Consider the following 21,677-nt stretch of genomic DNA (forward strand, 5'->3'; position numbering starts at 1 on the left):
CTACTCGGGGGCCGGGCCCAGGGTCAGTGAGCAGCGGCAGTTTGCGATGGTGCCGAAGCTGCGCGCGCGGGGGTCGCCGGGGAACTGGATCCGGTCGGTGCCCACGCTGAACGGCTCGGCCAGGGGGCGTGCTTGGCCATCAGCCGCGCGGTGTTCTGCGCGGGTCCGCTCGTCGGCCGTCGCCAGCCACGTCTTGACCCACGGCCTGCGAGTGCGACCCTGCTCGTCGAGCGCGCCGCCCATCGCGCCAGCATTCAGCGCGCCGATCACCTCAGTCCGGGTCATCGTCGTGGCAGCGCCGTCCCAGCCCTCCAGCGTCGCCAGCTCGGCAACCCGGGCCCGGAGCACGGTCGGTGACTCGCCGCGGGCGATGCCGTCCCGCCACGTCTCCCGCATCCGGGCCCACACCCGGCGAGGGAAGTGCCGCAGCCGCTCGGCGAGCCGCTCGGCCTCGTCCTCGGCCCGCGTATCCCCAGCCCCGTCCGGGGCATCCGGCGCGGTGCGCAGGTACGAGCCGCCGAAGACCCGCCGCCACGCCGGGACGATCCGCTGACCCACGATCCGCCGCCACAAACTGTCCGGCGGGTACCCGGCCCAGTCCGGCTCGCGATCGTCCGGTGACGCGGCAGCCGTCACCGCGTCATCGAGGCCGAGCCCGGACCGTACCGCGGCCAGGTACTCGGTCAGCGCCGCCCGAACAGCCGGGCCCAGCACCTGTTCCCCGGCCGCGACCTGCGCCCGGTTGTGCATCCGCGCCGCGAGCCACGGGTCCGTCGCCATCATGCTGCCGCCCGGTCACAGCCAGCCGCGGCCAAGTGGCCGGCGAGCAGGCCGCGCTCGTGAGCAACGCCGGCCAGTAGCAGCCGTCGTACGTACAGGTCCACCGCGGCGTGCAGGCACTCCTCGCCCGGGGTGGACGCGTGGAACTCCCGATAGGCGTCGCCGAGAATCCCGTCGAGGTCCGCCTGGTCAGCCGAGACATGCATGTGCACCTGGTGCACCGGGACATGCGAGAGCTCTCCGCGTCGAGCCCGACCGGCACGGGATAGCAACCAGTTCCCGGACCTCGCGAGAGCCCGCCGGACGGCCAAGTCCAGACAGTTCATCCGCCATCCGTCGTCCAGCACGGCGGACGCCGCGATCGGAAGCGCCGGCGGCTCGTCGCGGACCGGTGCCTCAACCGCTGGCGCGACCCGGCTGATTTCCACGGGCGCCCGCGCCGCATCCGTCGCGGCGGCCTGCTCGATGCCTGGCAGTCGCACACCGAGCGCCTCCAGCGCTGCAGGGGCCAGCTGTGCGTTCGTCGTGGCGAGCTGGACGAGGAGGCGTCGGCGCTGCTCGTCCTCGTCGGGCATGTCCTCCGCAGAGAATCCGAGTTCGCGCAGGTAAGCGGCATCGGAGATGGCGCCGCGGGCGTGTGCTTCGGCCGCCTCGGGGGCGCGGTTCGGGCGCTGCTTCAGGTCGGAGGTGTCGTACCAGCATGCCCAGTTCTCCGGGTCTGGCACGCCAAGGGCCTCCCACGCGGGACGGAAGTACTGCGTGGTGAAGGCATCGCAGACCAGGCCAAGCTTCGGCTCAAGGTGCATGGTGATGCCGGTGTCGGAGACGAGCCAACCGGTCCAATGGTTGACGTCGGCCATGCCGGTCAACGCCTCGGGTGGGGTGTCCAGGCCGATCGCCACCCGCTTCGTGGCGGATTCGCGCAGCGGCAGAAGCTGTTCGTCAAGTTGGGCGGCGAAGTCAAACCACTTGAACTTGTCCTCCACGCTTCCGGGAACGCGTAGCAGGATCGGGACCAGGGCGGCGGCGGAATCGCGGTTTCTCAGGGAGGCTCCGAAGGCCTCAATCAGCGCTGCGGTGACCGGATCTGAGTGGATGGGGTTGGGGCCGTCAGACTGCTGTGGTGATGCGGGGGTGACCTCGTCGGAGATGAGTCCGATCCCGGCACCCTTCAGCCGTGAGTCGACCGTCGCAAGGACGTGTGCGGTGAGGCCCTGTAGTTCCCGCAACGGGTCCTGAAGGCCTTGGATGGGCGAGTCCGGGAGGTATCCGAACTCGTCGTCCGGGCGCCATAGACGAATCAGGGTGCAGTCGTCGATGGACAGCTCAATCCGGGCACTCTGCGAATCGGGGAGCTGGACGCGGATCGTTCCGCCGCCACCCGTGCTGGTGACCTCGGACGGGGAACACACCAGCCACCGCCGCTCGCCGCTCGTGGGGTCGTCGAATCCCACGAGGTAGGACTCGCCGGGGATGTCGAGGTGGACGGACAGGCGGCGCAGCATCTCCGACTGGCCGAGCTGGCCACCTGCCAGTTCCTCCAGCGGAGCCAGCAGCCTCGCCACTGTCTCTGGGCTCATGTCGTCGCCCTGCGCGTCGACGGGCACCGGCGCGGAGGAGCCATCCGGGTCGATCCGCCCTACGTAGAGGCGTGCCCTTGAGAGGCCGTTCGCTGCCCAGCGGACCCCGGACTTCAGCTCGGGCACGGTGCGGTAGAAGTCCCAGCCCTGGGCCTGCCATTCCTGCGTCTTCCCAACGACGCTTCGGACCTGGTCGCGGGTGATGATCGCGGCAGACGCCAGCACGGCGCTGCCTGCCACCGGGCCGCCAGGCTTGTCACGCTTGTGGAGCTTCCACCAGGCCACAGGGTCCTCCTATCGGCGCTGGTCTCGGACGGACATCGCGACGGCCACCGGGTCGACGACGATGTGCTTCGGCGGGGGCGGGGAGTCGAGCCACGACGCGGCGAGCGAGACGACGTGCGACGCGGTGAGCGCGGCGGCGACGTACAGGTACGCGGTGGTGTCGTGCCACGCCCAGTGCGCCACGGCCGTCGCGGCCGAAACCCAGATGCTCGTGCACCACGAGCAGTTCAGCAGGCCGGACAGCCAGGCGTAGAAGCCGCGCCCGGCGCGCGTGTCGACCGCCATGCGGACGGGCTGGAACAGGGAGTCGTCGACGATGAACCTCGTCGCTCGGGCGATCGCGCCGAGCGTGAGGAGAGCAATGATCACGGTGTGGGCCACCCCCTGACGGTAGGGGTGGGTACAGCCTGGTTCAGCGGCCGTAGCCGCCACGGCCGATGCTGATCGCCCCGAGACCGCCCCGTGCCTGCCCGGCCTGCGACAGCGACACGGCCGCCGGGCTGCTGATGACGTCTGCCGTGACCGGATGCGCGAACGCGAGGAGCAGCGCGTCAGCGTTGTCCGGTGACCGGCCCAATCGTTTGATGACCTCTTCCTTCTTCTCCACCCGGATCCGGCCCCGCGGGTCTACGTCCCACCGTGGTTCGAGGAGCTGGGCGACGGTGGTGTCGGCGTTGTCCATCCCGGACAGGTCCCACCCGTGCTCGGCGGACTGGGTCCGCCCGATCTCCCACCAGAGTTCGGCGCGCAGGTTGATGTACTTGTCCGGCCGGGACGCAGCTGAAGCGACGTTCACGGCGCGGATCGTCGCGGAGTGCTCGCCGCGGGTCGCCGCATTCCTCAGCTCGCCGATCACGCCGAAACCGACGCCGATGCTGTCGACCTTCACCGCGGTCGCGCCGGTCTCCCGGATCGCGGCGATCACCATCGGGGCGATCAGCTCGGGCCGGTCCGTACGTGCCCGCCACTCCCGCCCGGCCTGCCGGCCCCGGCGCTCGCGGATGACGGTCTCATCCGAGCCGCCGCCGACGTCGACGCCGAGCTCGACGGGGAGCAGCTGGCCCGGCGCGGGCGGGGCGTCGGGGGCGATCCGGCAGGCTGCGATGTCGGAGGCGCGGACGATCTGGGTCGGGGAGTCGTCGCTGAACTCGCCGAGGACCTTCGACTTGTACAGCGGGTTGTCCTCACCCCACTCGCGTCGCTTCTCCTCCACCCACGCCTCGCCGACGAGGGCCGTCGCCATGGACTCCGGGACCTGCTCGCCGGTGAGGTTCGGGGAGTCGAAGGCGCTGATGCCCATGACGCGCCAGCTGGAGCCCGGCGCGCACACCTTCCGGAAGTGGCTCGCCGGGTTGTCCGGGTTGCCGATCGCGAGGATCCGGCAGTCCGGACCGGTCGTCAGCGCATCCGCTGCGGTCCACAGCTGTTCGGGCACGCCGCATGCCTCGTCGATGATGACGAGGACGTACCGGGCGTGGATGCCCTGGAACCCGGACTCGTCCTGGTCTGCTGGCTTCCGGCCGTAGCCGACGAGTTCGTCCTCGATCAACCACTCGGTTTGGTTGACGCGGCCGGGCAGGTCGGCGGTCTTGTGGTGCTTGCGGATGTACCGCCACAGGATCGCCCGCACCTGCGCAAAGGTCGGCGCGGTGCTCACTACGAATGCCGCGCCGGGCGGGTGTGTGTCCAGCCACCAGCACGCCGCGAGTGCCGCCGTCCACGACTTCCCGACGCCGTGCCCGGACCGTACCGCGGTCCGCCGGTGGTCCCGCACGGACTCCAGGACCTGCCCCTGCTTCGACCACACCACCTGTTGGAGTCGGTCTTGCACCCATCCGACCGGGTCGGCCGAGTACCGGGCAGTGCGCTGCTCGACCGCTCGCCGGTCCGCCGCGGTCTTCAGCTGGTCCCGGACACGGCGGAGCGCCTGGACGTCCCCGGCACGGACCAGCTGTTCAATCTGCCGGCGGACATGGTCAGCCGTCGCTGTCGCCATCTGCCGTTGCCGTGATGGTGTCGAGGAGGCCGCTGATCTCGGCGCCGAGCTGCTCGGCGTCCACGCTGATGCGGGAGGGGGCGTCGAGACCGTGGAGCTTGCGGTACGACTCTCGGAGGCTGCGGAGTTCACGGATCGCGGCGAGTCGTGGCCCGTCGTCGATGACCGGCTGCTCGTCCGGGCCAAGGATGAGCCGACCGCCCGAGTGCGCGTAGTGGGTGCGTTCCAGAACGGCGAGCGCCTCCTCGTAGAGGCCGTCGAGGCGTTCGGCCTCACGGGCGCGGAGGGCTTCGGCGTCGGGGGCGACGATCGCACGGAGGGCGCGGCCAACGGCGTCGTGCGCGGCGGACTTGGAGGCGAAGCCGAGCTCGTCGGCGATCTGTCGGAACGTCAGGCCCTGGGTGCGGAGTCGGGCGGCTGCGGCGTCCCGCTCGGCGGTCTCGGGCCGTCGCACGTACCGGGCGTACGAGGCGCGTGGCCGGTGCTGTCCTTTGAGGTCGTCCATGTCCCCTCCTCTCGATAGGGAGGGTAGGGGCGGGTACGAGAAGGTCAGGCCAGCAGGTCGTCCTCGGGTGTCATGGGTGATCCCTCTCGGAGGTTGCTCCCGGGTGCGGGTCTGTGGTGAAGGCGAGCACGGCTTTCGCCTTCTCGGCAGCAGCAAGGAGGCGCTCTGCGTACGCCGGGTCGGTGGCGGCTTCCCGACCGGCGGAGTGCGCCAGCCAGCGAGCGGACTCCTGGAGGGCTTCCCGTAAGTCGGCGATGTGCTGCTGGGAGTTGTCCGGGGTGGGTGCGGCGGTCATGTGGCGCTCCGGCGGTATGGGCTGGTGTGCTGCCTGATGCTGCCCTGAGGGCCTGGTGCTGGAAACATGAAAAAGCCCCGCCCGGTGGGGGCGGGGCCGGGCGCACGACCGTTTGTGCTGCTCGGGTCAGTGGGCTGCGGCGTAGTGCTCGCCGATCGCCCGCTCCACGCGTCCGTGGAGGGCGAGGAGCCGCGCCTTCGCGTTGAGGCTGAGCATCGTGCCCACGTCTGCCCCGGCCTGGTCGGCGGAAATGATCAGGGCCGACGGGCCGGGGTCGGTGGGCTCGTCGTGCCACCAGCCGCACTGGCGCGGGCAGTGGTAGCGGGCGATGCCGAACGTGGGGAACTCCGGGGCCGGGACAGCGGTCGCCAGCGGCGGCTCGGGGCGCTCGGCTGCTTTCCGCGCGGCGAGCAGCTCGGCCGTCGTTCGCGCGGCCACCTCCGGTCGGGCGAAGTACTCCCGGATCAGCGCGTCCGGGTCCACGTTGGGTTCGGTCACGGCCTCATGATGCCGCACCGGAAGGATCGCCGACCACACCCCGTATGTCGGGGCGCCGTTCGCGATGGCGGTGAGTACGTCCCCGCCACAGAGGCCCCGCCTGGTCGCAACAGGCGGGGCCGTGGTCCAGCGCGCAGCAGCCAGAAGCGCGGATGGGATGCGGCCCACCGTACGCGCCGGGACTGACAACTGGGTGCGGTCAGGCGTGCTTCGGACCCCAGTGGCCAGCATCAGCTGTCGGGGCGCGGCTCCCGGAGCGGGGGCTACGCGTGGCGGGCCAGGATCAGGACAACGATGACGAGGAGCATGATCCCGCCGCCAATCCACTGGTTCCGAGGGATGTCGGCGAGGTCGGCCAGACGGAACGGCTCGCGCTCCTCGGCCTGCTTCGCGGCGGCGCGGGCGCAGCAGCAGCACTGTTCCGGGTGAGCGCGCTGGTCGTGACTCATGCCCGTCCCTCCCTTGAATCCGATCACCCCAATGATGGCCCATCTTCTTGATCCACTGCTACACCCTGCGCCCGATCGGCCACCATGGGTCATCCCTTCCAGTGCTCGATCCTCGACGCGGACGGCCCTCGCTCGGGGTCCGGGACGGACCGGAACCCGCGCGCCTTCTCCTCCGCCGTCCACCTCTCCGACCCTTCTCCGGCTCCTCTCCGGGGAGCGGAGAGCGGCGAAGAGTCCGCAGGTCGGGAGGGGTGGAGACTCGGCGGAGAGTCGCTGACGGCCCCTTCCGGGGCGCTTCCAGGGGAGGGGAGTGGAGGGAGGTCTGTGCGGTGCACTCCGGCCCGCCCGGCGGCCCCCCTCGCGCGGAACTTACGGGTGGGGTTGTAGCCGGCCGAGATGAGGTGTGCCCGCAGCTCCTTGTCGGTGGCCTGGGAGAGGCCGGGGAGGTGCTTACGCATGAGGGGGCGGAGGTCCTCCAGGTGCACCCCGTTCTCGCCCCCGATCGCGTTCCGCAGGAGGGTGGTCAGGGGGTCCTCCCGGGGGGCCTCGGGGGACTCTTCCACGGCTTCCTCGTCGGCCTCGCTGGGGGTGCCGTCGAGGGGTTCGGCGGGGGGCGCCGGGCGACGGAACAGGCGGGCCGCCCAGGACGCGCGGGGAGCCTCGGCAGGCTTCTCCTTGGACACCTCGGGGACCTCCTCGTCGGCGTCCTCTGGGGAGTCCTCGGCAGGGGTGGTCTTGCCCTTCGCGGGGGCCTGGTCGGCCTTGCCCTTGGGCCCCTTGCCCTTGCCGGTCTCCTTCTTCGTCGGTTTGCTCGGGGGAATCTCGATGTTGCCCGTGGCGGCCATGACGGTCGCGGTGAGCACCAGGACGAAGAGGACCCACGGGGCGTAGGGATATTGGCCGGACAGCTTCACGGCGGCGTACACGAGGAAGGCCGCGGCGCCGAAGCGGGCGCCAAGGCTGCCGCGCGTTCCGTACTTCCCGGACAACCATCCGGTCAGGAGGACCAGGAGCACGCCGACTCCTCGGCCGTACCAGGCGAGCATCCGGCCGAGGTCGCGGAGGAGTCGGCCGGTCGCGCGGAGCAGCGGGGGGCCGACGGTCTTCCCGGCCTCCACGGCGAGGGGGCCGAGCTCGCGGAGCGGGCGCGGGTCGACGTACGGGCGGAGATCCGGCACGGTCAGGGCGCTGCGCCTCGTCGGCACCTCCTCGTCGTCGTACTCCCCCGGCCCGTCGCCGGGGAGGTCATGGTTCTGGTCGTCGCTCTCGTCTGGTTCGTCGGCCTCCGGGAGCCCGGGTGAAGGGGCAGGGGCGGCGCCGAGGTCGGGCGCTGTGCGCGGCCCGATGACTGGGGCCGGAACCAGGACAGGCCGCTCCCCCGGCCCCGGAGCCTCGTCCGGCTCGGGGTTGGGGACGACAAACAGGTGCGCGCTCATCAGGCGAAGCTCTGCATGATCGTGTTGATCTTGTCCGCGAGGAGGGAGAACCCGCCGCCCGCGCCGGAGATGACGTGGAAGTAGACGAGGCCGATCAGGGCCACCTGCCTGGTTGTGAGCTTCTTGTAGAGGATCACGCCGGTAAGGAACATCGCGATGCCCGCCAGGGTGGCGTGGGCAACGACCTCGCTGAAAAGCCCGAGGAGGTCGTTCACGAGGGTGCTCACGAGGTCGAACGGTGGCCCGGCCGCCTTGAACGAGGCACCGGCGATCATCGCCAGGAACAACGTCCACCACCAGCCGAGGGGCTTGACCTTGCCGCCGGTGGACGTGCCGAACCAGAGGATGCCGGTCAGGCCAATGGCAAGACCGGCGGCGCCGAAGGCCGGGATCAGGCTGCTGCTCATGCTGCGTTCCGTTCGAGGGTGTGGGCGGTCAGATCAGGGGGGTGCCGTACAGCGGAGCGCCGACGATCATTGAGACGAGCGGCATGCGGGTGACCAGGGCGAACAGGGGGAACCAGGTCCGGGTGCGGTGGTCGAGGGCCCAGACGCCGACTGCGACCCCGTACCAGATGCACACGTAGGGGTGGGTCCAGGAGTCGTAGGTGTTCACCAGGTAGTCGACCTCCTTCGCAGCGAACTGCGGGACGCCGAGGTACCAACCGGCCGCGAGCGCGGTGCCGTTGTAGAGCAGGTGTTTCGAGGTCTCGGACCGGCCCTTCCACGCGTCGATCAGAGATTTGCGCGGGGCGTCCGACGGCCTGGTGTACTTCGGGCGGGCGTAGGACTTCTCTCCGGCGCCCTGGATGCCTTGCCGCCAGCGCTGGCGGATGGTGGGCGGGACCTTGTCGATGGGCTGGTCGTCCTCGCCAGCCTCTCCACCGTCGCCTTCTTCGTCGGTGGCTTCGGTGACTTCGGTGAGTTCGTCGTAGTCGTCGGGGACCTCAAGCTGGGTCTCGCAGTCGGCGCACCAGTACGCGATGAGTTCACCGGTGAGCTTGTTGCGCACCTCGTGGGGGTTCGCGTGCGTGCACGACTTCGGCGCCGGCCCGGGGGTGGTCAGCTGGGTCTTGTCCTGTTCCCACCAGTTGGGGACGTGGTGGTCGTCGGTGCGGGCCGCCCGGCCCACCCGGGCCGCCGGCATGGGCGGCGGCTCGGTGGGCATGGGCGGCACCTCGGGCGCCGCCTCCTCGGCGGCGGGCTCCTCGCCTGTCTCCGGGGCGGCCGGGCGGCGGAACTGGAAGACGTCGCGCACGCGGAACGGGCGCTCGTCCTCCGCCTCCGGGGCCTCGGTCCCGTCGGCTTGCTCCTCGGTGGTGTCGCTCACCACGCCCCCCAGTCCAGGAGGGCGACGAGGAGGAAGACTCCGGCGGCCAGGCCGCCGAGGAACCGGATGTCGCTCGCCTTCGCGTAAAAGGCGAACCCACATCCGGCGAGACCGGTCATCAGGAAGATGTAGATCACGACGCTGCCCGCCGATTGATCGCGTGGATCATCCGGGCGCGGGCCTCGCGCTCGTCAGGGCCGGGGGCGGTCGGGTCGCCGCCGTGGATGACGGTGAGGGTGGGGCGGTGGGCCCAGGAGTATCCGTCGGGCAGTGCAGCGCCGAGCGTCTGGCGGATGTCGCCGTCGTGCGCCGGGCGGTGGATGGTGCTGGCCTGCCTCGGGTCGGCCGGGCGGGGCCGCGGGGCGTAGTACGTCGTGGTCGTCATCGGTTGTGCTTCCTCGTGTACGGGGGGAAGTTGCTGGTGGCGAGCGCGGCGATGGCTCGTGCGTCGCGGCTGGTGCGGGTGCTGCCGATGGACCGGAGCACGGCCGGGGCACGCTCGGCGGGGACGATCCGGATGCCGTCGTAGGTGAGTTCGCCGCCCTCGATGGGGGCGCCGCCGTCCATGACGACGAGCGGGATCACGGGGACGCCGAGCACGCTGGAGATCGTGCGGGCTTCGTGCCGGAGCCCGTTGAGCCGGTCGGTGACGTCGCGGTCGCCGTGGAAGAGCCGGCCGCCGCGGGTGTGGACGCGGTAGCGGGCGGTCCACCGCTTCGTGTCCGGCATGATCACGATGCCTGTCGGGCTGATCGCGAGGTGGTCCACGTTGGCCCGTCCGGTCGGCAGGGCCCGGTCGTGGAGGATGGTCCACCCCTCGCGGCGCAGCGGGTCGATCCGGTCGGCGGTGCGCTGCTCCGCTTCCGCTGCGACCGCGTATCGGCCAGCCTCCTGACCGCGCTGGGTCGGGATGTTGAGCGCGTCGGCGATGCGCACGGCTGGGGTGCGGAGCTGGCGGGCGCGGGCGTTCGCTGATGCTCCGGCGCCGGGGGTGCGGTGCTGGGGGCGGCGGTAGTAGAGCCAGGCGGCGATGGCGGCCAGGACGAGGAGGGTGGTCACGCGTAGCCGCCCTTCATTTCCGTCTTCTTGCGGGCGCGGCGAACGGCAGCGGCGACGCTGTCGCGGTTCGCTTCGGGGAGGATCGCCATCACGCGATCAGTCGCCTCGACGTTGTTCGTCGTCTTGCCGATCTGCTCGCGAACGAGGTCGGCGATGCTCGGTTGCTCGATCGGGGTCGGCTTCGCGATCGTGGTGTTCGACCTGGTCAGGGGCGTGCTCGCGATCTGGTCGCGAGCAGTGCTCGGTGCGATCGGGGTGGTCGCGATCGTGGTCGTCTGCTCGGCGATCACGCCGATCGCCTGATCGGCGGCGGTCGCGAACTCGACCGTCTCGCGCTCGGGGACGTGCTCGCGGGGGGGCAGGGCGAGCCCGGGAACGGTGGCCGGCGGAAGGGTGATCGGGGTCCGGCGCTGGAGCTCGCCCTGGAACCGGGTCCGCTTCAGCCAGACGTCGAAGTCGGCTTCGTCGCGGGCCATGGTCACCGTGGCCTGGTCGCGGATCGTGGCGATCTCGGCGGTGGATCGGGCGTGGCTGAGTCCGGCTGCGTGGGTGGACTCCCGGATGACGGAGTCGATCTCGGCCTGCTGCTCTGGGGTGAGTGCGGCGGGGTCCTTCATGGCGGCGAGCGCGAATTCCCAGACGATCTTGCCGACGAGCACGACGAACGGCCCGGCGATCGCCTGCCCCATGCTCTTCTCGGCACCGTGCATGACGAGGAGCACGCCGACCGCGATCGCGATCAGCCAGCCGGCGGCGGTGGCGGTCCAGTTGCGGCCGCAGATGGTGACGCCGCGCCACTGGGCCCAGAGGACGGTGATCCAGCCGATGTCACCAGCGACGGCGACGGACAGGCCCCAGAGGCCGGAACCCATGTATTCGGTGATGGCGTAGGCGGACCAGATGAGGGAGAGGGCGCCGAGTGCGGCAGCGCCGTAGATGATGGCGGGCGGTCGGGTCTTCTGGGTCTTCATCGGCGGGCGGTCCAGGCGTAGGCGGCGGGTGGGTGGTCAGGCGGTGGGGCCGTTGAAGCGGCGGCCTTTGTCTGCGAAGACGGCGGCGAGGGCGTCGTGGGCCTCGGTGTCGGTGAGGCGGACGGCGTGGGAGCCGTAGGTGAGGTCGATGACGTCGTCGGTGGTGGGGACGCCGTCGCCGTAGAGGACGGCGTTGGAGTAGGCCTTTCGGGCGGCGGACATGGCGATTCCGTGGCGGCGGGCCGCCGTGCGACGTGCGCGGATCTGCTTGAACACGGGGCGGTTTCCTTCCGGTGCTGGGCGGCGGGCGGTTAGATCTCGTCGGCGCGGTCGCCTTCGCAGGCGTCGCACATGGGGACCTGCCAGTCCTCGTCGCAGACGTCCCAGGCGAACGGGTCGCGGCGGACCGTCACGTCGGGCTTGGCCTTGTCGCAGAACTCGCACTTCACCGGGCCGCCTCCGGACGGGGCATGGCGCGGCAGGTCTCGGCGTGCTCCTGCGCCCACTCGCGGGCCCGCTTGTCAGCCGTCTCCGGGTCGTGCACCTCTTCCATCGCGCCGGGGAACGCGAAGCGGGAGCGCCAGTGGCCGACTTCCTCGGTCGCCTGGCAGCCGGTGCAGGTGGCGAGCGTGGCGAACGGCTCGGGCGGGTTGTGGATGGTGAGCCGGTGGGTCAGGTCGACGGCGAGGTCATCGCGGCCGAGGGACGACCCGGCCACGGTGAGGTAGCGGGCGAAGACGTTCGTCGGCCAAGCGGTGGTGGTCTGCGCTGTCATGACGGCCCTTCCGGTGGTTGGTGTGGTGCAGGTGGGTACCCCGGGCCGGAGTTGATCCGGCCCCTCGTGGCGTGAATGCTGGGGCGGTGGCTGGCTACTTCGGGCGGGCGGCGCGGAGGTCGTCGTCGGTGGCCCCGGCGGCGTGGGCGGCGGCCACGGCGGTGCGGGCGGCCCGCAGCGCGCTCTCCGCCTCGGGGCTCGTCCGGCCGTACTCGTTGATCGCCGTGGTCGCGACGGCGACGGCGTTGATCGCGGCCTGCGTCGCTGCGTCCTTGCTCATGCGGGTGTCCTCTCGGATTGGGTGGCCGGGCCGCGCGGGGGGATGGGGCGCGGCCCGGCCGGACTGGGGTGGTCAGCTGGCGGCTTCGTTTCCGTGCATGCGGGCGAACGCGAGCGCGTTACGGGCCTCGGCCTCACGGGCTTGTGCGGCGGCGTAGTCGGCGGCGGCTTGGCGCTGGAGCTCGGCCACGCGCGCGGCGGCGGCCTCTTCTTCAGTGGGCATCAGAGGGCACCCCCGACCTGGGCGAGGACACGCCGCCCGTACTCGCCGCGGCTGACTCCTCCGGACGGGAACGGCAGGGCGTGGAGGACGGGGCGCGCGGCGGCGGCACTGCCGGCGGTGCGGAGCACGACCGTCATGCGGGCGACCTCGGTCATCCGCTGGGTGGGTCGGTGTTCGGTGAGGTGGTGCGCGACGGCGATGAGCTTGCGCGCGGTGTACGGCGAGACGACGGGGAGCTGTTGCTCGGGCTCGGCCTCGAAGCCGAGTTCGTCGTCCTCGTGTCGGATTTGGTCGATCACGTCGCTGTCACCGGTGTGGGCGGTGGTCTTGCGGAGGGCGTCGCGCATGGCGCGGGCGGCGGGGCCGTAGAGCGGCTCGTCGACGGGGACCGCGTGGAGGGGCTCGTCCGCGACCGGGTTGGAGTCGGCGGCCACTCCCGAGACGACGTGCGCGACGGCGACGGCGGCGGGGTTGCCGCTGCGGGTGGCGACGGCGGTGAGCTGGTCGACGGTGTCCTGGGTGGCGCGCTCGGCGGCCTCGACCTCGGCGAGTTCCTCGCGCTGCCGGGCGACGTACTGCACGAGGCCGGACAGCGCGGAGGCTGCGTTCTCGCGGTCGTAGTGGCTGTTGTGCAGGTGCCAGGTCCGCTCCAGGCGGGCGATTCGCTTCTCGCACTCGGCGATGTCGGTGCGGATGTCGTTGGCGGTGCTCATGCGGCCACCTCCAGAAGGCGGGCGCGGGCGGCGATGTACGCGGCCTTGCGCGGCCGGTAGATGGCGAGGGCGGCGGCGAACTGGCTGGTGGTGTAGCGGACGACGCGGCGCAGTCGGCCGCGGCCGTCGACGGTGCGGCGGGTCCGGCCGGCCTTTCCGACGAGGCCGAGGCGCTTCGCGGCGGTGCGGAGCCCGTTGGCGATGCCCTTCGCGGTCTCGGCGGTCTCGCCGCGCGCCACGATGTGTGAGGCGAGCGAGTGCGGGCGGTTGGCGCGGGCGCGGTCCCGGAGGACGGCGCGGGCGGTGCGGCGTGTTGCGCGGCGTTCGCGGCGGATAGCCTTGGTCACGGTCAGATCTCCTGTGTGCTCAGGTGTCTGGCTGCCCCCGGCCCATATGGCGTTCCAGCGCCGGGCCGGGGGCTTTGTCGTTGCTCGACCAAGGTAGCGACCTCCTTGCCATATGGCAAGGAGGTCGGGGAAGATGGTGCCCATGACCGAGCCCGAAGGGGGGCCAGACATGGTGTCGTTCAGAGAATTGGCCAGGCGCCTCGTGGCCGACGGCGTCGTCCCGAGGATGACGCACCAGCGCGTGTCGCAGCTGGCGCAGCAGGAACCGGACTTCCCGCCCGTCGTCCAGATCGGCCGGTCCAAGGCCGTCGACTACCGGCTGGCCCGGCCGTACTTCGCTGCACGAAAGTCCCGGCAGGGGGAGCGGACCGACCTCAAGGACTCCCCGAAGTAGCCAGGTACGACAGAGCCCCCACCTCGCCCGAATCGAGGTGGGGGCTTCTCGCTGTCCGCGCTCAGGCTACCGCCGACGTGGTCAGTGGGTGAGCCAGCGGATGAGCATCAGGAGCAGGATCCCGCCGCCGAGGAGCATCGCGGCCTGCCTGAACCACTCGGTCTGCTGCATGTCCCGGAATGTCTTCGAGGTGAGCCTGCGGTAGATGCCCCGGGCCACTCCCTCCGCGCCTGCCCACGCGGCCTTGCCAAGGTGGTCGAGAGGGCCGGGCGTCGAGATGATCTGGTCGTCCGGCCGGGCGCCCTCGTGGGCCCGGTACATGTGGGCCTTCCGGTCCGCCTGGGCCTCGTAGATGTCGTCGCGCGCGTCCCAGGTGAGGCGGCAGACGTCGCAGCGGTAGGTGTATCGCACGCGCCGGACCGTATCGGCCGGCGCGCGGCCGTTTGGGGGAACGCGCCAGGTTGTCCGAGAAGCACCCGCACCTCGGCCTGGTCGGGTAGGTTCCGGCCTTTCGGACCAATCGACGAGGGGGCGCAATGAGCCGCGGGTGTCGGGACTGCCAGACGTGCACACAGCCGGGAATCGCCCGGATGATCCAGGCGTGGGCCGTCGGGTTCATGCATCTGTGCACGGTCGGGATCTCGTGGGCGGTGAAGCGGGGCACGATGAAGCACTGCCCGCAGTGCGGACACCTGCTCGGTCGGCACCAGCGGCGGGCGGACGGCTCGTTCATCGACTGAGGATGTTGCACGAATAGGCCCCAGCCCTATGGCTGGGGCTTCGCCACGTCCCCCAGATGCGGCGGGTGGCCTCCTGCGCGACGGTGGACAGAGCACTGACCTCACTCCCCTGGGAGAGTCATGATCGTCAAGATGCTGCATGAGAAGGGCCTGAAGTCCGAGCACGCCTACTGCGCCGGCTTCCTCGCGATCGGCTTGTCCGTGGCCTCGTGGTTCGGGTCGATGAAGGTCGAGCCGTTTGGGGTGGCTCGTGCGGACCGGTGGGGGATTTTCGTGGGTGAGTGGGCGCCGACGTTCTTCGGCCTCGGCCTGGCCCTCGCAAATTACGAGCACCCCAAGGTCGACGTCGACGTCGAGGCGGAGCAGCTGCGCCCAGTCACTGACTGACACCCATGTCTGGCTATCTGCCTGTGGTCGTGTACCCGCCGGATGAGTCGGGTGGCCGGCGGGTGCGTGTCGACGGGGAGATCCTTGGCATGGCGCACTCGGTCCGGGATGTGGCGGAGTTCCTGCGCCGTGCTGGCCTGGACGACATCACCGAGGACGACGTGGCCGTGTCCGGGATGATCGAGTGGCGGGGCGGCGGCCCGGAGACGTGGCCCGCACCATGGTGAGCGGTTACGCAGCTGCGCGCCGGTACCACTTTCCCGAGCTCGGGCGGTCGGCGTAGTACTCCTGCCGGGCCGCCCGGCACCGGACGCAGGTCGGCAGCCCGAGCAGCCGCTCGAGCCGGTACCCGGTCAGGGACCCGCCGCGCTCGGCGTGTTCGTGTTCGTGCGCCAGTCGCTTCAGTCGCTGATCGCGAGCCCGCTCGGCATGGGCTTCGCGGCAGGTCAGGCAGGACTCGCCGCGCAGGAAGTGGCTGCGCCATCCGGCGTCGGTGCCGCAGGGTGGGCGGGGGCGGGCGCGTTTGGCACGTTCGGCGGGGGTGAGACCGCCCCAGATGCCGTCGGATTCGCCGCGTCGGATGGCGTGGTCGGCGCACGCCTGCCGGATGGGGCAGGCCGCGCAGAGCGCTTTGGCGTAGGCGGTGGGGTCGTCGTCGCCTGTCGCGGTGGTGGTGAAAAGGTCGCCGCGGCCGTGGCAGGGGGTGCGGGTGCCAGCGGGCAGGGCGGCTAGGAACTCAGGGATAGCGGCGTAGATCATCGCGGGTGGTCCTTGCGTGCGGGGTACGGTGATCTCGCCGAGTGGGGGCGTGCCGGTCCGGCCAGACAGCAGGCGCGCCCCCTTCGCCGTTTCAGGAGCCGATCTGCTCGGGGACCGGGCGGCTACACCGCGGACACCGCCCCTTCTTCTTGGCCTGAGCCCTGGCGATGATGAGCCCGACAATGGCCGCGTTCCCTCCTGCCAGGATTCCGGCCACCACCCACAGAAATACGGCGATGAGTTCAGTGTTAGACATGATCATTTGCCTTTCGGGTTGTTGCGAATGGCGGGGCGCCGCAGATGAAGCGCCCCGCCGTCGTGTTCAGGCGGCGTTGCCGAGGACGGCGAGGAGTTCCCGGGCGTAGCTGGTCGCCGGGGCTCCCTGCCCGTACCAGCGGGTGGCGAGGTCCCGCACGCGGGCGACGGCAGCTACGTCGCAGAGGGCCCGCTGGGCGACGGCGCGCTGCTGGGCGATCACCTTGTCGCGGGCCCGGAGTTCGGCACGCAGGTCGGCGATCTCCCGCTCGGACTGGCCGATCGCCCGGAGTGCTGCGGTCAGCCGGGCACGGAGTTCGCCAACGGAGTCGGAGTCTGTAACGCCCTCGTCCGGGGTGTGCCACCAGCGACGGCCGCAGTTGTCAGAATGGCGGGCGGAGTGACCGGGGCGCAGCACACACTCGGCAGGCGCCTCGCCGAAGACCGATGGGGAGAGATCACCGCAGTACTCCACTGGCACGCTTGGGGCGCAGCAGCCGCCTGCCCCGCAGTGGTCGCAGGTGCGGCTCTCGGGCTGACCGTTGCCCTCGCTGTAGTGGTGCTCTCCGCCGGCGCAGCACCCGCCCGGGAACGTAATCGTGGGCTCGACTACGAGGTCACCACCCAGCCTCTTCGGGGTTCCCATGCCGCCTCCGTGCCATGTGCCGACAAGGGGTGGCTGGTCGCCGATGAGCAGCCTGACCGGTTGGGGTGGGGTGGTGGCGGAAAGCCGGGTGAAGGCCGTCTCAGCGTGAGTGCCCTGCTCGGCGTCCGGTTTGGTCGCCCACTGGATGCCGCGCATGTCCTGGTGGATGTGGCCGAGGTGTCCGGGCCGGAGCACGCAGGGCCCGACGGGCGGCTGGTCGGTGTGGGTGGAGTACTCGGCGCAGATGGTGGTGCTGGTCACTGCTGCTCACCCCGCACCGCTGCAACGAGTGCAAGAAGAGCTGTGGCGACCGCGAGGTTCGACTGGGCGGTGAGAAAGCCCGCAGCGGTGGGACCGTCCATGTTGCGGCGGCGCCCGTCGGGAAGCTCTGCCGCACGACTGATGTCGCTGGAAATGCTGTTGATCAGGCGTGTTGCGTCGTTGATCAGGTGCTGTGTGGTCATGGGTCTCCGTTCGCGGCGGTTGGGGTTCGGGTGCCGCCCCGGGGTGCGGGGCGGCCGGGCGGGTCAGGTGGGCTGTTCGTCGGTGGTGAGTTCGCCGTGGCAGTAGCCGATGCGGCCGTTCTTCATGTAGCGGCGGGGCAGGTGCGTGGTGGTGGCTCCGCAGTGTGGGCAGCCGCTCGGCTGGGCTGTGATGGGCTGCTCGTCGAGGGCGCGGACGGTCGAGCACGGGTACGGCACGGGCACGTTGTCGGTGCTGCCGAGTCCGTACCCGGAGCAGTCGGCACAGATCGTGCGGCCGCGGTGGTCGACGGGGGCGTGCAGGTCCCGCACGCGGGCGAGGGCGGCCTCGACCTGCTCGGCGCGCTGCTGGGCGTCCAGGGACATCCGCACCGCCGTCGTGACGTCCTGCTCCGCAGACCTCCATGCGGTCTGGTAGCGGTCGGCCTGGTCATAGAGGGCGTCGAGGGCGTCGTCGGTGAGGTCGTTGAGGCGGATGCGGTCGCTCATCGGCTCGGCTCTCCGTACCAGAAGTCCTCGGCCGCTTCGGGGCCGATATTCTCGGCGACCCAGTCGCGGTAGTCCTCGTCGGTCAGGGCGTCGGGGGACACGGTGTGGGTGTCGTACCAGTCGCTCATCAGGTCGACTCCTCGGTGGCGTTGTCGGTGCGGAAGCGGAGGGGTGGCGATTTCGGCTGGGGCGGGTCGTGGCGGTGCTTCCACGCATCCCAGCCCTTCACCGGGTGGGTGAGCAGCCAGCCGATGTTCTCGGCGGACAGAATCGTGTAGACCGCCCAGTAGCGGAGGCCGGTGGGACGCTTGCCGTATCGCTGCCAGTTCGCCCAGTCCGAGGCGCTGCGGGCCGGACGGTATCGGCCGAGCCCGTACCCGGTGATGAGCGCGGCCAGGACTGCGGCGGCGGTGCTCATCGGCCCGGCTCCTCGGTGGCGCCGAGCGCGCGGCGGGCTTCGTCGACGGCGGTGGCCGCGTCGGGCCAGCAGAAGAGACGGTCCACGGACAGGGCTCCGATGCTGTCTGACCACCCCAGTTCGGTCAGTGCCATTCCGCCCCCGTATCCGGGCACGGCCACCGACCAGCCGGAGGCGTAGGGGGCGGTGCCCCTGCGTAGGCGCAGCTCGGTTCCGCCGTTCTCGGGGACGGGGACGCGGTACTCGGTGGCGCAGTCGGCGAGCGGGGCGGTGGAGCGGTCGGCCACGGACGGGGCGGCGCGGCGCAGTAGTTCGTCGAGCATCCGGGCCGATCCCGGGATGGCGCGGGCCAGGATGGCGTTGCGGAGCATGTCGCTCGGGAACTCCACCTCGCAGGTGGGGCCGCAGTACTGGTGGTCACCGGCCGCGTGAGCCCGCTCGGTCTCCTCCCGATCCGCGCGCTGCTCGTCGGTCTCGGGCTCCTCGGCGGCGGGGGCGTCTCCGGGCGGCTGGTACCGGCCGCAGTCGCAGGTCGGGACGGTGCATGCGGCATAGCCCGTGTGCCAGTTGAGGGGGTGCGTGCAGGCGGTGCACGGGGTAGCGAGGAGCACGGCCGTGGGCGAGACGGCCACGGTCTCGGTGTTGAGTCCCTTCGGTCCCTGCTCGGCTTCTGCGGCGCGGTGTGCGGCCGACTTCCACGCGGGGTCGTCGCTGGGGGCCGGGATCAGGCCGGTGGCGACGGCGGCGCGTACCCACTCGCGTGCTTCGGTGATCAGGGCTTCGGGGTTGTCCTTGCCGAGCATCAGCCAGTCCATCCGGGTGCCGCCGGTCCGCATGCGCCAAGCGGCTTCGGCGAGGTGTCGGATGCGGGGGTCGGTGGCGTAGTGCACGGTCTCGGCAGCGGCTGGGTTGAGGTGAGCCACGGGTCCTCCTGTGGTGATGGGATGCTTCGGTGGGCGCCCGCCCCGGGTAACGGCCGGGGCGGACGTCTGCGTGGTCATGCGGGGTCGTTGATCGGCTGGCCCGACCGGCAGGCCCAGGGCGAGCACCCGTCCGGGTCGCCGTTCTCCAGCTCGGCATCGGCGATCTGGTCGAAGACATCGGTCTGCTTGGACGCCCACTCGTGCGCGGTGACACGGTCGATGGGGGCCTGGTCGAGCGGACGGCGAGAGCGGTGCAGGTACGCCTCGCCGAGCAGGGGCTTGCCGTTCGCGATACCGCGGGCGTTGCCGGCGCGGATGGCCCGGTCGAAGTCGACGGCGTCGCCCCACTCTTCGGGGTGCTCGTCCCGGAGCTGGCGCCACTGGGCGTTGCCGTGGAACGGGCAGCCGATGCAGGCGGACTTCGGGGTCGACTTCCAGCCGCGGGAGTGGAGGTAGCGCATGCAGTCGGTGCGGGTCCAGCCGGTGCGGCCGTCGGCGGCGCCGTCGAGGTCGAGGAGCGGGAACGCGGACCGGAGGTACTGGATGCCGGAGTCCTTGGCGCGGCCGATCTCGTCGCGGCTGATCCCGATCCACTGCTCGGCGTGCAGGCCGCGCGGAACGGGGGCGGGGTGCGGGTAGCCGAGGAGCTGACGGACCTTCCGCTTGATGGGCTTCAGCTTGTACTCGGCGGTGCACTGGCGCCGAGTCATCCCGTCCCCGCCGTCGGGGTTCCGGATGAACAACGGCATCGAGGCAAACCGGTGGGCAGGGTCAAGGGCGTCGTCCCTGATGTTCCCGGCGGACACCCGGTAGATCGGGATGCCGGCGGGCTGGGCAACCTCGCGCTCCAGGCGGTCGAGGTGGGTGTAGACGGCGGCGGGTTCCCATCCGGTGTCCGCGAAGACTGCGGCGTCCAGACCAGGCAGGCGGCCTTCGGCGGCCAGAAGCAGCAGGGTCGTGGACTGCACCCCGGCTCCGAGGGATAGGACGCGCAGGGCGGGTGTGGTGGTCATCAGAGGCTCCAGAGGGTGACTTGCCGGTAGGCAAGGTCAAGTTCGGTCTGTCCGTCGATGTGGTGGTCGGGGTGCGGGGTGGGGATACGTGGTGCTCGGCGCTCGCCTGACGCCTTGGCGCAGACGGGCCCGATGCCGAGGGCCGCCCACCGCTGGGAGCGGAGCGGACGACCGCACACACGGCACTGCGGGGCAGCGTCGGCCTGGGTCACGAGGGGGCCTTCCTCAACGTGGCGTCGGTGACGGGTCCGTGGTCGGCGACGAGGATTCGCCACCGGATCCAGTGGGATCCGGTGCAGGTCCAGCGAGTGTGGCCGCGGGTCCAGAGGCGTCCGGTGCGGTCTCGGACGGCGGTGATGCCGTCGGGAGAGAGGAAGCTTCCGGGGCTGTCCGGTCGCCAGGAGCGGGTGGTCATGCGGCAACCTCTTGGGCCGCGGCGACGCGGGAGGGGTGCGGGTGGGGCATGCGACGGCCGCTGGCAGGGATGGTGCAGCGCTGCCCGGCCGCGGCCCGGCAGTGCGGGCAGGGGATGGTCAGGCCGAGGTAGGGTCCGCGGCCGGCCGCGGTGGGCTGGTTCTGGGCGAGGGCTTCGCGGACGGACGGCGGCATGTAGCCGCCGAGTTCGGCCATGCGGTGTTCGACTTCGGCGGCGGCCGGGCCGGAGGTGAGCATCTTGTGCTCGGCGGGGGGCTGCTGGCCGGTGGCGACGGCTCGGCGGCGAGCGGCGAGCGCGTGCCGGTAGGCGGCTTCGTTGTCGGGGTCGACGGGCGGGGCGGGGTCGACGTCGTGCCGCATGCGGTCGCGGACGGTGGCGGCCCACCTGGTGGCGATGTCGGCGGGGAGAATCGGCCACGTGCTCTTGGCGTAGTGCTGGTGGGCGGCGGTGACGGCGTAGTCGTACGGGACTTCGGCGAGGATCCCGGCCCACATGAGGGCCTGGGCGCGGCGCTCTGTTCGGTCTTCACGCTTCACCCGCGGGTCGGCGAGGGCGATTTCGGCGATGAGCTGGGGAATCTGCTCGGGCTCCATCAGGCGCCTCCCATCTTCTTCTGGCGGAGTTCTTCGGCGATGGCCGCCATGTCTTCGAGGTATTCGGTGGTCTTGCTCGGGGGCCCGGCGGTGAGGGATCGGGGGCCGGTGTACTGCGGGGCGTCCTGGAGGCCGGTCCAGCCGGGGAGGAAGTAGCGGGCGGAGTAGGGCGTGGACTTGGCGGCTTGCCAGGCGCGGGCGGCGTGGTCGACGAGGGCGGGGACACCGACGCGGCGGATGGCGTCGCGGAGTTCGAGCCACTCGGCCGGGTTGAGGCCCCAGGAGACGCGCATCTGTCGGGCGCCCATGGCGTCGATGAGGGGCTGGACTTCTCCTCTTCCGCTCGTGGTGTCCACGGCGGTGCCGGGCGTGTCCACGGAGGGGGTAGGGGGAGGAGGTACTTCCGAAGGAAGTACCTGGCTAGGCGTGGTAGAGGCTTGGGCAGGCGCAGCACCGTCAGTGGGCGTGCTGTGTGACAGACCCCCCTGACCTGCTACGGAGCCCGAAAAGTGGGGTTCATTTCGAACCGGATCCGCATCGTTTTCGGCACCGTTTGTATCGTGAATGTTGTTTGATTCGGAGCCGTTTCCGGTGCGCTTTCTGCTCGCTCGGCTCTTCGCGG

General features: G+C 71.1%; 40 protein-coding genes. 4 read left to right on the forward strand and 36 right to left on the reverse strand.

What is annotated here, in order from left to right:
* The 22 genes from ACFYXM_RS08765 to ACFYXM_RS08870 form a co-directional block, all read right to left on the reverse strand.
* The gene (locus ACFYXM_RS08765; RefSeq protein WP_389288164.1) at positions 1 to 783 is read right to left on the reverse strand and encodes a phage minor head protein; all 783 of its coding nucleotides are present in this window, start codon (positions 781 to 783) and stop codon (positions 1 to 3) included.
* Positions 780 to 2,645 (reverse strand): hypothetical protein, encoded by a 1,866-nt coding sequence (locus ACFYXM_RS08770; RefSeq protein WP_389288166.1) that lies wholly within the window; start codon positions 2,643 to 2,645, stop codon positions 780 to 782. Before ACFYXM_RS08770 ends, ACFYXM_RS08765 begins: the two co-directional genes overlap by 4 nt.
* A gap of 9 nt (positions 2,646 to 2,654) precedes the next feature.
* The gene (locus ACFYXM_RS08775; RefSeq protein ID WP_389288168.1) at positions 2,655 to 3,026 is read right to left on the reverse strand and encodes a DUF1360 domain-containing protein; all 372 of its coding nucleotides are present in this window, start codon (positions 3,024 to 3,026) and stop codon (positions 2,655 to 2,657) included.
* Positions 3,027 to 3,057: 31 nt separating this feature from the next.
* Positions 3,058 to 4,641 carry a hypothetical protein gene (locus tag ACFYXM_RS08780; RefSeq protein ID WP_389288170.1) on the reverse strand — a complete coding sequence of 528 codons (1,584 nt, stop codon included), beginning with the start codon at positions 4,639 to 4,641 and terminating at the stop codon, positions 3,058 to 3,060.
* Positions 4,622 to 5,146, reverse strand: a complete 525-nt coding sequence (locus ACFYXM_RS08785) for a hypothetical protein (protein WP_389288172.1) — start codon at positions 5,144 to 5,146, stop codon at positions 4,622 to 4,624. The genes ACFYXM_RS08780 and ACFYXM_RS08785 overlap by 20 nt, the downstream gene beginning before the upstream one ends.
* Before the next feature lie 70 nt (positions 5,147 to 5,216).
* Positions 5,217 to 5,441 carry a hypothetical protein gene (locus ACFYXM_RS08790; RefSeq protein WP_389288174.1) on the reverse strand — a complete coding sequence of 75 codons (225 nt, stop codon included), beginning with the start codon at positions 5,439 to 5,441 and terminating at the stop codon, positions 5,217 to 5,219.
* 126 nt (positions 5,442 to 5,567) lie between these two features.
* Positions 5,568 to 5,939 (reverse strand): hypothetical protein, encoded by a 372-nt coding sequence (locus ACFYXM_RS08795; protein WP_389288175.1) that lies wholly within the window; start codon positions 5,937 to 5,939, stop codon positions 5,568 to 5,570.
* A 263-nt stretch (positions 5,940 to 6,202) separates the two neighbouring features.
* On the reverse strand, positions 6,203 to 6,388 hold the full coding sequence (locus ACFYXM_RS08800; RefSeq protein ID WP_389288177.1) for a hypothetical protein: 186 nt from the start codon (positions 6,386 to 6,388) through the stop codon (positions 6,203 to 6,205).
* 89 nt (positions 6,389 to 6,477) lie between these two features.
* Positions 6,478 to 7,824, reverse strand: coding sequence for a hypothetical protein (locus ACFYXM_RS08805; RefSeq protein ID WP_389288178.1), 1,347 nt, complete (start codon positions 7,822 to 7,824; stop codon positions 6,478 to 6,480).
* Positions 7,824 to 8,231, reverse strand: coding sequence for a hypothetical protein (locus ACFYXM_RS08810; RefSeq protein WP_389288180.1), 408 nt, complete (start codon positions 8,229 to 8,231; stop codon positions 7,824 to 7,826). The genes ACFYXM_RS08805 and ACFYXM_RS08810 overlap by 1 nt, the downstream gene beginning before the upstream one ends.
* 28 nt (positions 8,232 to 8,259) lie before the next feature.
* Positions 8,260 to 9,153, reverse strand: a complete 894-nt coding sequence (locus tag ACFYXM_RS08815; protein WP_389288182.1) for a hypothetical protein — start codon at positions 9,151 to 9,153, stop codon at positions 8,260 to 8,262.
* Positions 9,150 to 9,290 (reverse strand): hypothetical protein, encoded by a 141-nt coding sequence (locus ACFYXM_RS08820; protein WP_389288184.1) that lies wholly within the window; start codon positions 9,288 to 9,290, stop codon positions 9,150 to 9,152. The genes ACFYXM_RS08815 and ACFYXM_RS08820 overlap by 4 nt, the downstream gene beginning before the upstream one ends.
* Positions 9,287 to 9,538 carry a hypothetical protein gene (locus tag ACFYXM_RS08825; RefSeq protein WP_389288186.1) on the reverse strand — a complete coding sequence of 84 codons (252 nt, stop codon included), beginning with the start codon at positions 9,536 to 9,538 and terminating at the stop codon, positions 9,287 to 9,289. Before ACFYXM_RS08825 ends, ACFYXM_RS08820 begins: the two co-directional genes overlap by 4 nt.
* Positions 9,535 to 10,212: a nuclease-related domain-containing protein gene (locus ACFYXM_RS08830; protein WP_389288188.1), complete on the reverse strand. Its 678-nt coding sequence runs from the start codon at positions 10,210 to 10,212 to the stop codon at positions 9,535 to 9,537. Before ACFYXM_RS08830 ends, ACFYXM_RS08825 begins: the two co-directional genes overlap by 4 nt.
* Positions 10,209 to 11,183 (reverse strand): hypothetical protein, encoded by a 975-nt coding sequence (locus ACFYXM_RS08835; RefSeq protein WP_389288190.1) that lies wholly within the window; start codon positions 11,181 to 11,183, stop codon positions 10,209 to 10,211. The genes ACFYXM_RS08830 and ACFYXM_RS08835 overlap by 4 nt, the downstream gene beginning before the upstream one ends.
* A 36-nt stretch (positions 11,184 to 11,219) precedes the next feature.
* The gene (locus ACFYXM_RS08840) at positions 11,220 to 11,459 is read right to left on the reverse strand and encodes a hypothetical protein (protein ID WP_389288192.1); all 240 of its coding nucleotides are present in this window, start codon (positions 11,457 to 11,459) and stop codon (positions 11,220 to 11,222) included.
* 35 nt (positions 11,460 to 11,494) lie between these two features.
* The gene (locus ACFYXM_RS08845) at positions 11,495 to 11,632 is read right to left on the reverse strand and encodes a hypothetical protein (protein ID WP_389288194.1); all 138 of its coding nucleotides are present in this window, start codon (positions 11,630 to 11,632) and stop codon (positions 11,495 to 11,497) included.
* On the reverse strand, positions 11,629 to 11,958 hold the full coding sequence (locus tag ACFYXM_RS08850; RefSeq protein ID WP_389288196.1) for a hypothetical protein: 330 nt from the start codon (positions 11,956 to 11,958) through the stop codon (positions 11,629 to 11,631). Before ACFYXM_RS08850 ends, ACFYXM_RS08845 begins: the two co-directional genes overlap by 4 nt.
* A gap of 94 nt (positions 11,959 to 12,052) precedes the next feature.
* Positions 12,053 to 12,238 (reverse strand): hypothetical protein, encoded by a 186-nt coding sequence (locus ACFYXM_RS08855; RefSeq protein WP_389288198.1) that lies wholly within the window; start codon positions 12,236 to 12,238, stop codon positions 12,053 to 12,055.
* Between the two features lie 72 nt (positions 12,239 to 12,310).
* Complete coding sequence (locus ACFYXM_RS08860; RefSeq protein ID WP_389288200.1) at positions 12,311 to 12,460, reverse strand: hypothetical protein; 150 nt, start codon at positions 12,458 to 12,460, stop codon at positions 12,311 to 12,313.
* Positions 12,460 to 13,173, reverse strand: coding sequence for a hypothetical protein (locus ACFYXM_RS08865; RefSeq protein ID WP_389288202.1), 714 nt, complete (start codon positions 13,171 to 13,173; stop codon positions 12,460 to 12,462). Before ACFYXM_RS08865 ends, ACFYXM_RS08860 begins: the two co-directional genes overlap by 1 nt.
* A complete protein-coding gene (locus ACFYXM_RS08870; protein ID WP_389288204.1) occupies positions 13,170 to 13,520 on the reverse strand; it encodes a hypothetical protein in 351 nt (116 codons plus the stop codon). The genes ACFYXM_RS08865 and ACFYXM_RS08870 overlap by 4 nt, the downstream gene beginning before the upstream one ends.
* Before the next feature lie 169 nt (positions 13,521 to 13,689).
* On the opposite strand from ACFYXM_RS08870, the gene ACFYXM_RS08875 reads away from it, so the two are divergent.
* Positions 13,690 to 13,914 (forward strand): hypothetical protein, encoded by a 225-nt coding sequence (locus ACFYXM_RS08875; protein ID WP_389288206.1) that lies wholly within the window; start codon positions 13,690 to 13,692, stop codon positions 13,912 to 13,914.
* A gap of 81 nt (positions 13,915 to 13,995) precedes the next feature.
* Here ACFYXM_RS08875 and ACFYXM_RS08880 read toward each other — a convergent pair whose 3' ends face one another.
* Entirely contained in the window at positions 13,996 to 14,325 is a 330-nt protein-coding gene (locus tag ACFYXM_RS08880) for a hypothetical protein (protein WP_389288208.1), read from the reverse strand.
* 179 nt (positions 14,326 to 14,504) lie between these two features.
* Here ACFYXM_RS08880 and ACFYXM_RS08885 point away from each other — a divergent pair, with 179 nt between their 5' ends.
* From ACFYXM_RS08885 to ACFYXM_RS08895, 3 genes are all read left to right on the forward strand, one after another.
* Complete coding sequence (locus tag ACFYXM_RS08885) at positions 14,505 to 14,654, forward strand: hypothetical protein (protein WP_351627928.1); 150 nt, start codon at positions 14,505 to 14,507, stop codon at positions 14,652 to 14,654.
* Between the two features lie 120 nt (positions 14,655 to 14,774).
* The gene (locus ACFYXM_RS08890) at positions 14,775 to 15,041 is read left to right on the forward strand and encodes a hypothetical protein (protein WP_389288210.1); all 267 of its coding nucleotides are present in this window, start codon (positions 14,775 to 14,777) and stop codon (positions 15,039 to 15,041) included.
* A 5-nt stretch (positions 15,042 to 15,046) separates the two neighbouring features.
* Positions 15,047 to 15,268: a hypothetical protein gene (locus ACFYXM_RS08895; RefSeq protein ID WP_389288212.1), complete on the forward strand. Its 222-nt coding sequence runs from the start codon at positions 15,047 to 15,049 to the stop codon at positions 15,266 to 15,268.
* A 4-nt stretch (positions 15,269 to 15,272) separates the two neighbouring features.
* Here ACFYXM_RS08895 and ACFYXM_RS08900 read toward each other — a convergent pair whose 3' ends face one another.
* From ACFYXM_RS08900 to ACFYXM_RS08960, 13 genes are all read right to left on the reverse strand, one after another.
* A complete protein-coding gene (locus ACFYXM_RS08900) occupies positions 15,273 to 15,800 on the reverse strand; it encodes a WhiB family transcriptional regulator (protein ID WP_389288214.1) in 528 nt (175 codons plus the stop codon).
* Between the two features lie 91 nt (positions 15,801 to 15,891).
* A complete protein-coding gene (locus ACFYXM_RS08905; RefSeq protein WP_389288216.1) occupies positions 15,892 to 16,056 on the reverse strand; it encodes a hypothetical protein in 165 nt (54 codons plus the stop codon).
* A 66-nt stretch (positions 16,057 to 16,122) separates the two neighbouring features.
* Entirely contained in the window at positions 16,123 to 16,962 is an 840-nt protein-coding gene (locus tag ACFYXM_RS08910; RefSeq protein WP_389288218.1) for a hypothetical protein, read from the reverse strand.
* On the reverse strand, positions 16,959 to 17,165 hold the full coding sequence (locus ACFYXM_RS08915) for a hypothetical protein (protein ID WP_362706101.1): 207 nt from the start codon (positions 17,163 to 17,165) through the stop codon (positions 16,959 to 16,961). Before ACFYXM_RS08915 ends, ACFYXM_RS08910 begins: the two co-directional genes overlap by 4 nt.
* Before the next feature lie 63 nt (positions 17,166 to 17,228).
* Positions 17,229 to 17,672 (reverse strand): hypothetical protein, encoded by a 444-nt coding sequence (locus tag ACFYXM_RS08920; RefSeq protein WP_389288221.1) that lies wholly within the window; start codon positions 17,670 to 17,672, stop codon positions 17,229 to 17,231.
* Positions 17,669 to 17,800, reverse strand: a complete 132-nt coding sequence (locus ACFYXM_RS08925; protein WP_389288223.1) for a hypothetical protein — start codon at positions 17,798 to 17,800, stop codon at positions 17,669 to 17,671. Before ACFYXM_RS08925 ends, ACFYXM_RS08920 begins: the two co-directional genes overlap by 4 nt.
* Positions 17,800 to 18,090, reverse strand: coding sequence for a hypothetical protein (locus ACFYXM_RS08930; RefSeq protein ID WP_389288225.1), 291 nt, complete (start codon positions 18,088 to 18,090; stop codon positions 17,800 to 17,802). Before ACFYXM_RS08930 ends, ACFYXM_RS08925 begins: the two co-directional genes overlap by 1 nt.
* Positions 18,087 to 19,013, reverse strand: coding sequence for a hypothetical protein (locus ACFYXM_RS08935; protein ID WP_389288227.1), 927 nt, complete (start codon positions 19,011 to 19,013; stop codon positions 18,087 to 18,089). Before ACFYXM_RS08935 ends, ACFYXM_RS08930 begins: the two co-directional genes overlap by 4 nt.
* Positions 19,014 to 19,087: 74 nt before the next feature.
* A complete protein-coding gene (locus tag ACFYXM_RS08940; protein WP_389288229.1) occupies positions 19,088 to 20,026 on the reverse strand; it encodes a hypothetical protein in 939 nt (312 codons plus the stop codon).
* Entirely contained in the window at positions 20,026 to 20,238 is a 213-nt protein-coding gene (locus ACFYXM_RS08945; protein ID WP_389288231.1) for a DUF6011 domain-containing protein, read from the reverse strand. The genes ACFYXM_RS08940 and ACFYXM_RS08945 overlap by 1 nt, the downstream gene beginning before the upstream one ends.
* Positions 20,235 to 20,441: a hypothetical protein gene (locus ACFYXM_RS08950; RefSeq protein ID WP_389288232.1), complete on the reverse strand. Its 207-nt coding sequence runs from the start codon at positions 20,439 to 20,441 to the stop codon at positions 20,235 to 20,237. The genes ACFYXM_RS08945 and ACFYXM_RS08950 overlap by 4 nt, the downstream gene beginning before the upstream one ends.
* Positions 20,438 to 21,055, reverse strand: coding sequence for a hypothetical protein (locus ACFYXM_RS08955; protein WP_389288234.1), 618 nt, complete (start codon positions 21,053 to 21,055; stop codon positions 20,438 to 20,440). Before ACFYXM_RS08955 ends, ACFYXM_RS08950 begins: the two co-directional genes overlap by 4 nt.
* On the reverse strand, positions 21,055 to 21,432 hold the full coding sequence (locus tag ACFYXM_RS08960) for a hypothetical protein (protein WP_389288236.1): 378 nt from the start codon (positions 21,430 to 21,432) through the stop codon (positions 21,055 to 21,057). Before ACFYXM_RS08960 ends, ACFYXM_RS08955 begins: the two co-directional genes overlap by 1 nt.
* Positions 21,433 to 21,677 lie beyond the last annotated feature (245 nt).

The sequence above is a fragment of the Streptomyces sp. NPDC002476 genome, from assembly GCF_042889785.1.
Classification (GTDB): Bacteria; Actinomycetota; Actinomycetes; order Streptomycetales; family Streptomycetaceae; genus Streptomyces.

Excerpts from the sequence above, each read along its gene's own strand:
- ACFYXM_RS08850 (WP_389288196.1), bottom strand. The coding sequence starts at position 11,958 with ATGACAGCGCAGACCACCACCGCTTGGCCGACGAACGTCTTCGCCCGC.
- ACFYXM_RS08885 (WP_351627928.1), top strand. The coding sequence starts at position 14,505 with ATGATCCAGGCGTGGGCCGTCGGGTTCATGCATCTGTGCACGGTCGGG.
- ACFYXM_RS08955 (WP_389288234.1), bottom strand. The coding sequence starts at position 21,055 with ATGGAGCCCGAGCAGATTCCCCAGCTCATCGCCGAAATCGCCCTCGCC.
- ACFYXM_RS08780 (WP_389288170.1), bottom strand. The coding sequence starts at position 4,641 with ATGGCGACAGCGACGGCTGACCATGTCCGCCGGCAGATTGAACAGCTG.
- ACFYXM_RS08855 (WP_389288198.1), bottom strand. The coding sequence starts at position 12,238 with ATGAGCAAGGACGCAGCGACGCAGGCCGCGATCAACGCCGTCGCCGTC.
- ACFYXM_RS08790 (WP_389288174.1), bottom strand. The coding sequence starts at position 5,441 with ATGACCGCCGCACCCACCCCGGACAACTCCCAGCAGCACATCGCCGAC.
- ACFYXM_RS08895 (WP_389288212.1), top strand. The coding sequence starts at position 15,047 with ATGTCTGGCTATCTGCCTGTGGTCGTGTACCCGCCGGATGAGTCGGGT.
- ACFYXM_RS08925 (WP_389288223.1), bottom strand. The coding sequence starts at position 17,800 with ATGAGCGACTGGTACGACACCCACACCGTGTCCCCCGACGCCCTGACC.
- ACFYXM_RS08835 (WP_389288190.1), bottom strand. The coding sequence starts at position 11,183 with ATGAAGACCCAGAAGACCCGACCGCCCGCCATCATCTACGGCGCTGCC.
- ACFYXM_RS08875 (WP_389288206.1), top strand. The coding sequence starts at position 13,690 with ATGGTGTCGTTCAGAGAATTGGCCAGGCGCCTCGTGGCCGACGGCGTC.
- ACFYXM_RS08865 (WP_389288202.1), bottom strand. The coding sequence starts at position 13,173 with ATGAGCACCGCCAACGACATCCGCACCGACATCGCCGAGTGCGAGAAG.
- ACFYXM_RS08900 (WP_389288214.1), bottom strand. The coding sequence starts at position 15,800 with ATGATCTACGCCGCTATCCCTGAGTTCCTAGCCGCCCTGCCCGCTGGC.
- ACFYXM_RS08890 (WP_389288210.1), top strand. The coding sequence starts at position 14,775 with ATGATCGTCAAGATGCTGCATGAGAAGGGCCTGAAGTCCGAGCACGCC.
- ACFYXM_RS08765 (WP_389288164.1), bottom strand. The coding sequence starts at position 783 with ATGATGGCGACGGACCCGTGGCTCGCGGCGCGGATGCACAACCGGGCG.
- ACFYXM_RS08920 (WP_389288221.1), bottom strand. The coding sequence starts at position 17,672 with ATGAGCGACCGCATCCGCCTCAACGACCTCACCGACGACGCCCTCGAC.
- ACFYXM_RS08800 (WP_389288177.1), bottom strand. The coding sequence starts at position 6,388 with ATGAGTCACGACCAGCGCGCTCACCCGGAACAGTGCTGCTGCTGCGCC.
- ACFYXM_RS08860 (WP_389288200.1), bottom strand. The coding sequence starts at position 12,460 with ATGCCCACTGAAGAAGAGGCCGCCGCCGCGCGCGTGGCCGAGCTCCAG.
- ACFYXM_RS08915 (WP_362706101.1), bottom strand. The coding sequence starts at position 17,165 with ATGACCACACAGCACCTGATCAACGACGCAACACGCCTGATCAACAGC.
- ACFYXM_RS08950 (WP_389288232.1), bottom strand. The coding sequence starts at position 20,441 with ATGACCACCCGCTCCTGGCGACCGGACAGCCCCGGAAGCTTCCTCTCT.
- ACFYXM_RS08785 (WP_389288172.1), bottom strand. The coding sequence starts at position 5,146 with ATGGACGACCTCAAAGGACAGCACCGGCCACGCGCCTCGTACGCCCGG.
- ACFYXM_RS08825 (WP_389288186.1), bottom strand. The coding sequence starts at position 9,538 with ATGACGACCACGACGTACTACGCCCCGCGGCCCCGCCCGGCCGACCCG.
- ACFYXM_RS08940 (WP_389288229.1), bottom strand. The coding sequence starts at position 20,026 with ATGACCACCACACCCGCCCTGCGCGTCCTATCCCTCGGAGCCGGGGTG.
- ACFYXM_RS08810 (WP_389288180.1), bottom strand. The coding sequence starts at position 8,231 with ATGAGCAGCAGCCTGATCCCGGCCTTCGGCGCCGCCGGTCTTGCCATT.
- ACFYXM_RS08805 (WP_389288178.1), bottom strand. The coding sequence starts at position 7,824 with ATGAGCGCGCACCTGTTTGTCGTCCCCAACCCCGAGCCGGACGAGGCT.
- ACFYXM_RS08930 (WP_389288225.1), bottom strand. The coding sequence starts at position 18,090 with ATGAGCACCGCCGCCGCAGTCCTGGCCGCGCTCATCACCGGGTACGGG.
- ACFYXM_RS08905 (WP_389288216.1), bottom strand. The coding sequence starts at position 16,056 with ATGTCTAACACTGAACTCATCGCCGTATTTCTGTGGGTGGTGGCCGGA.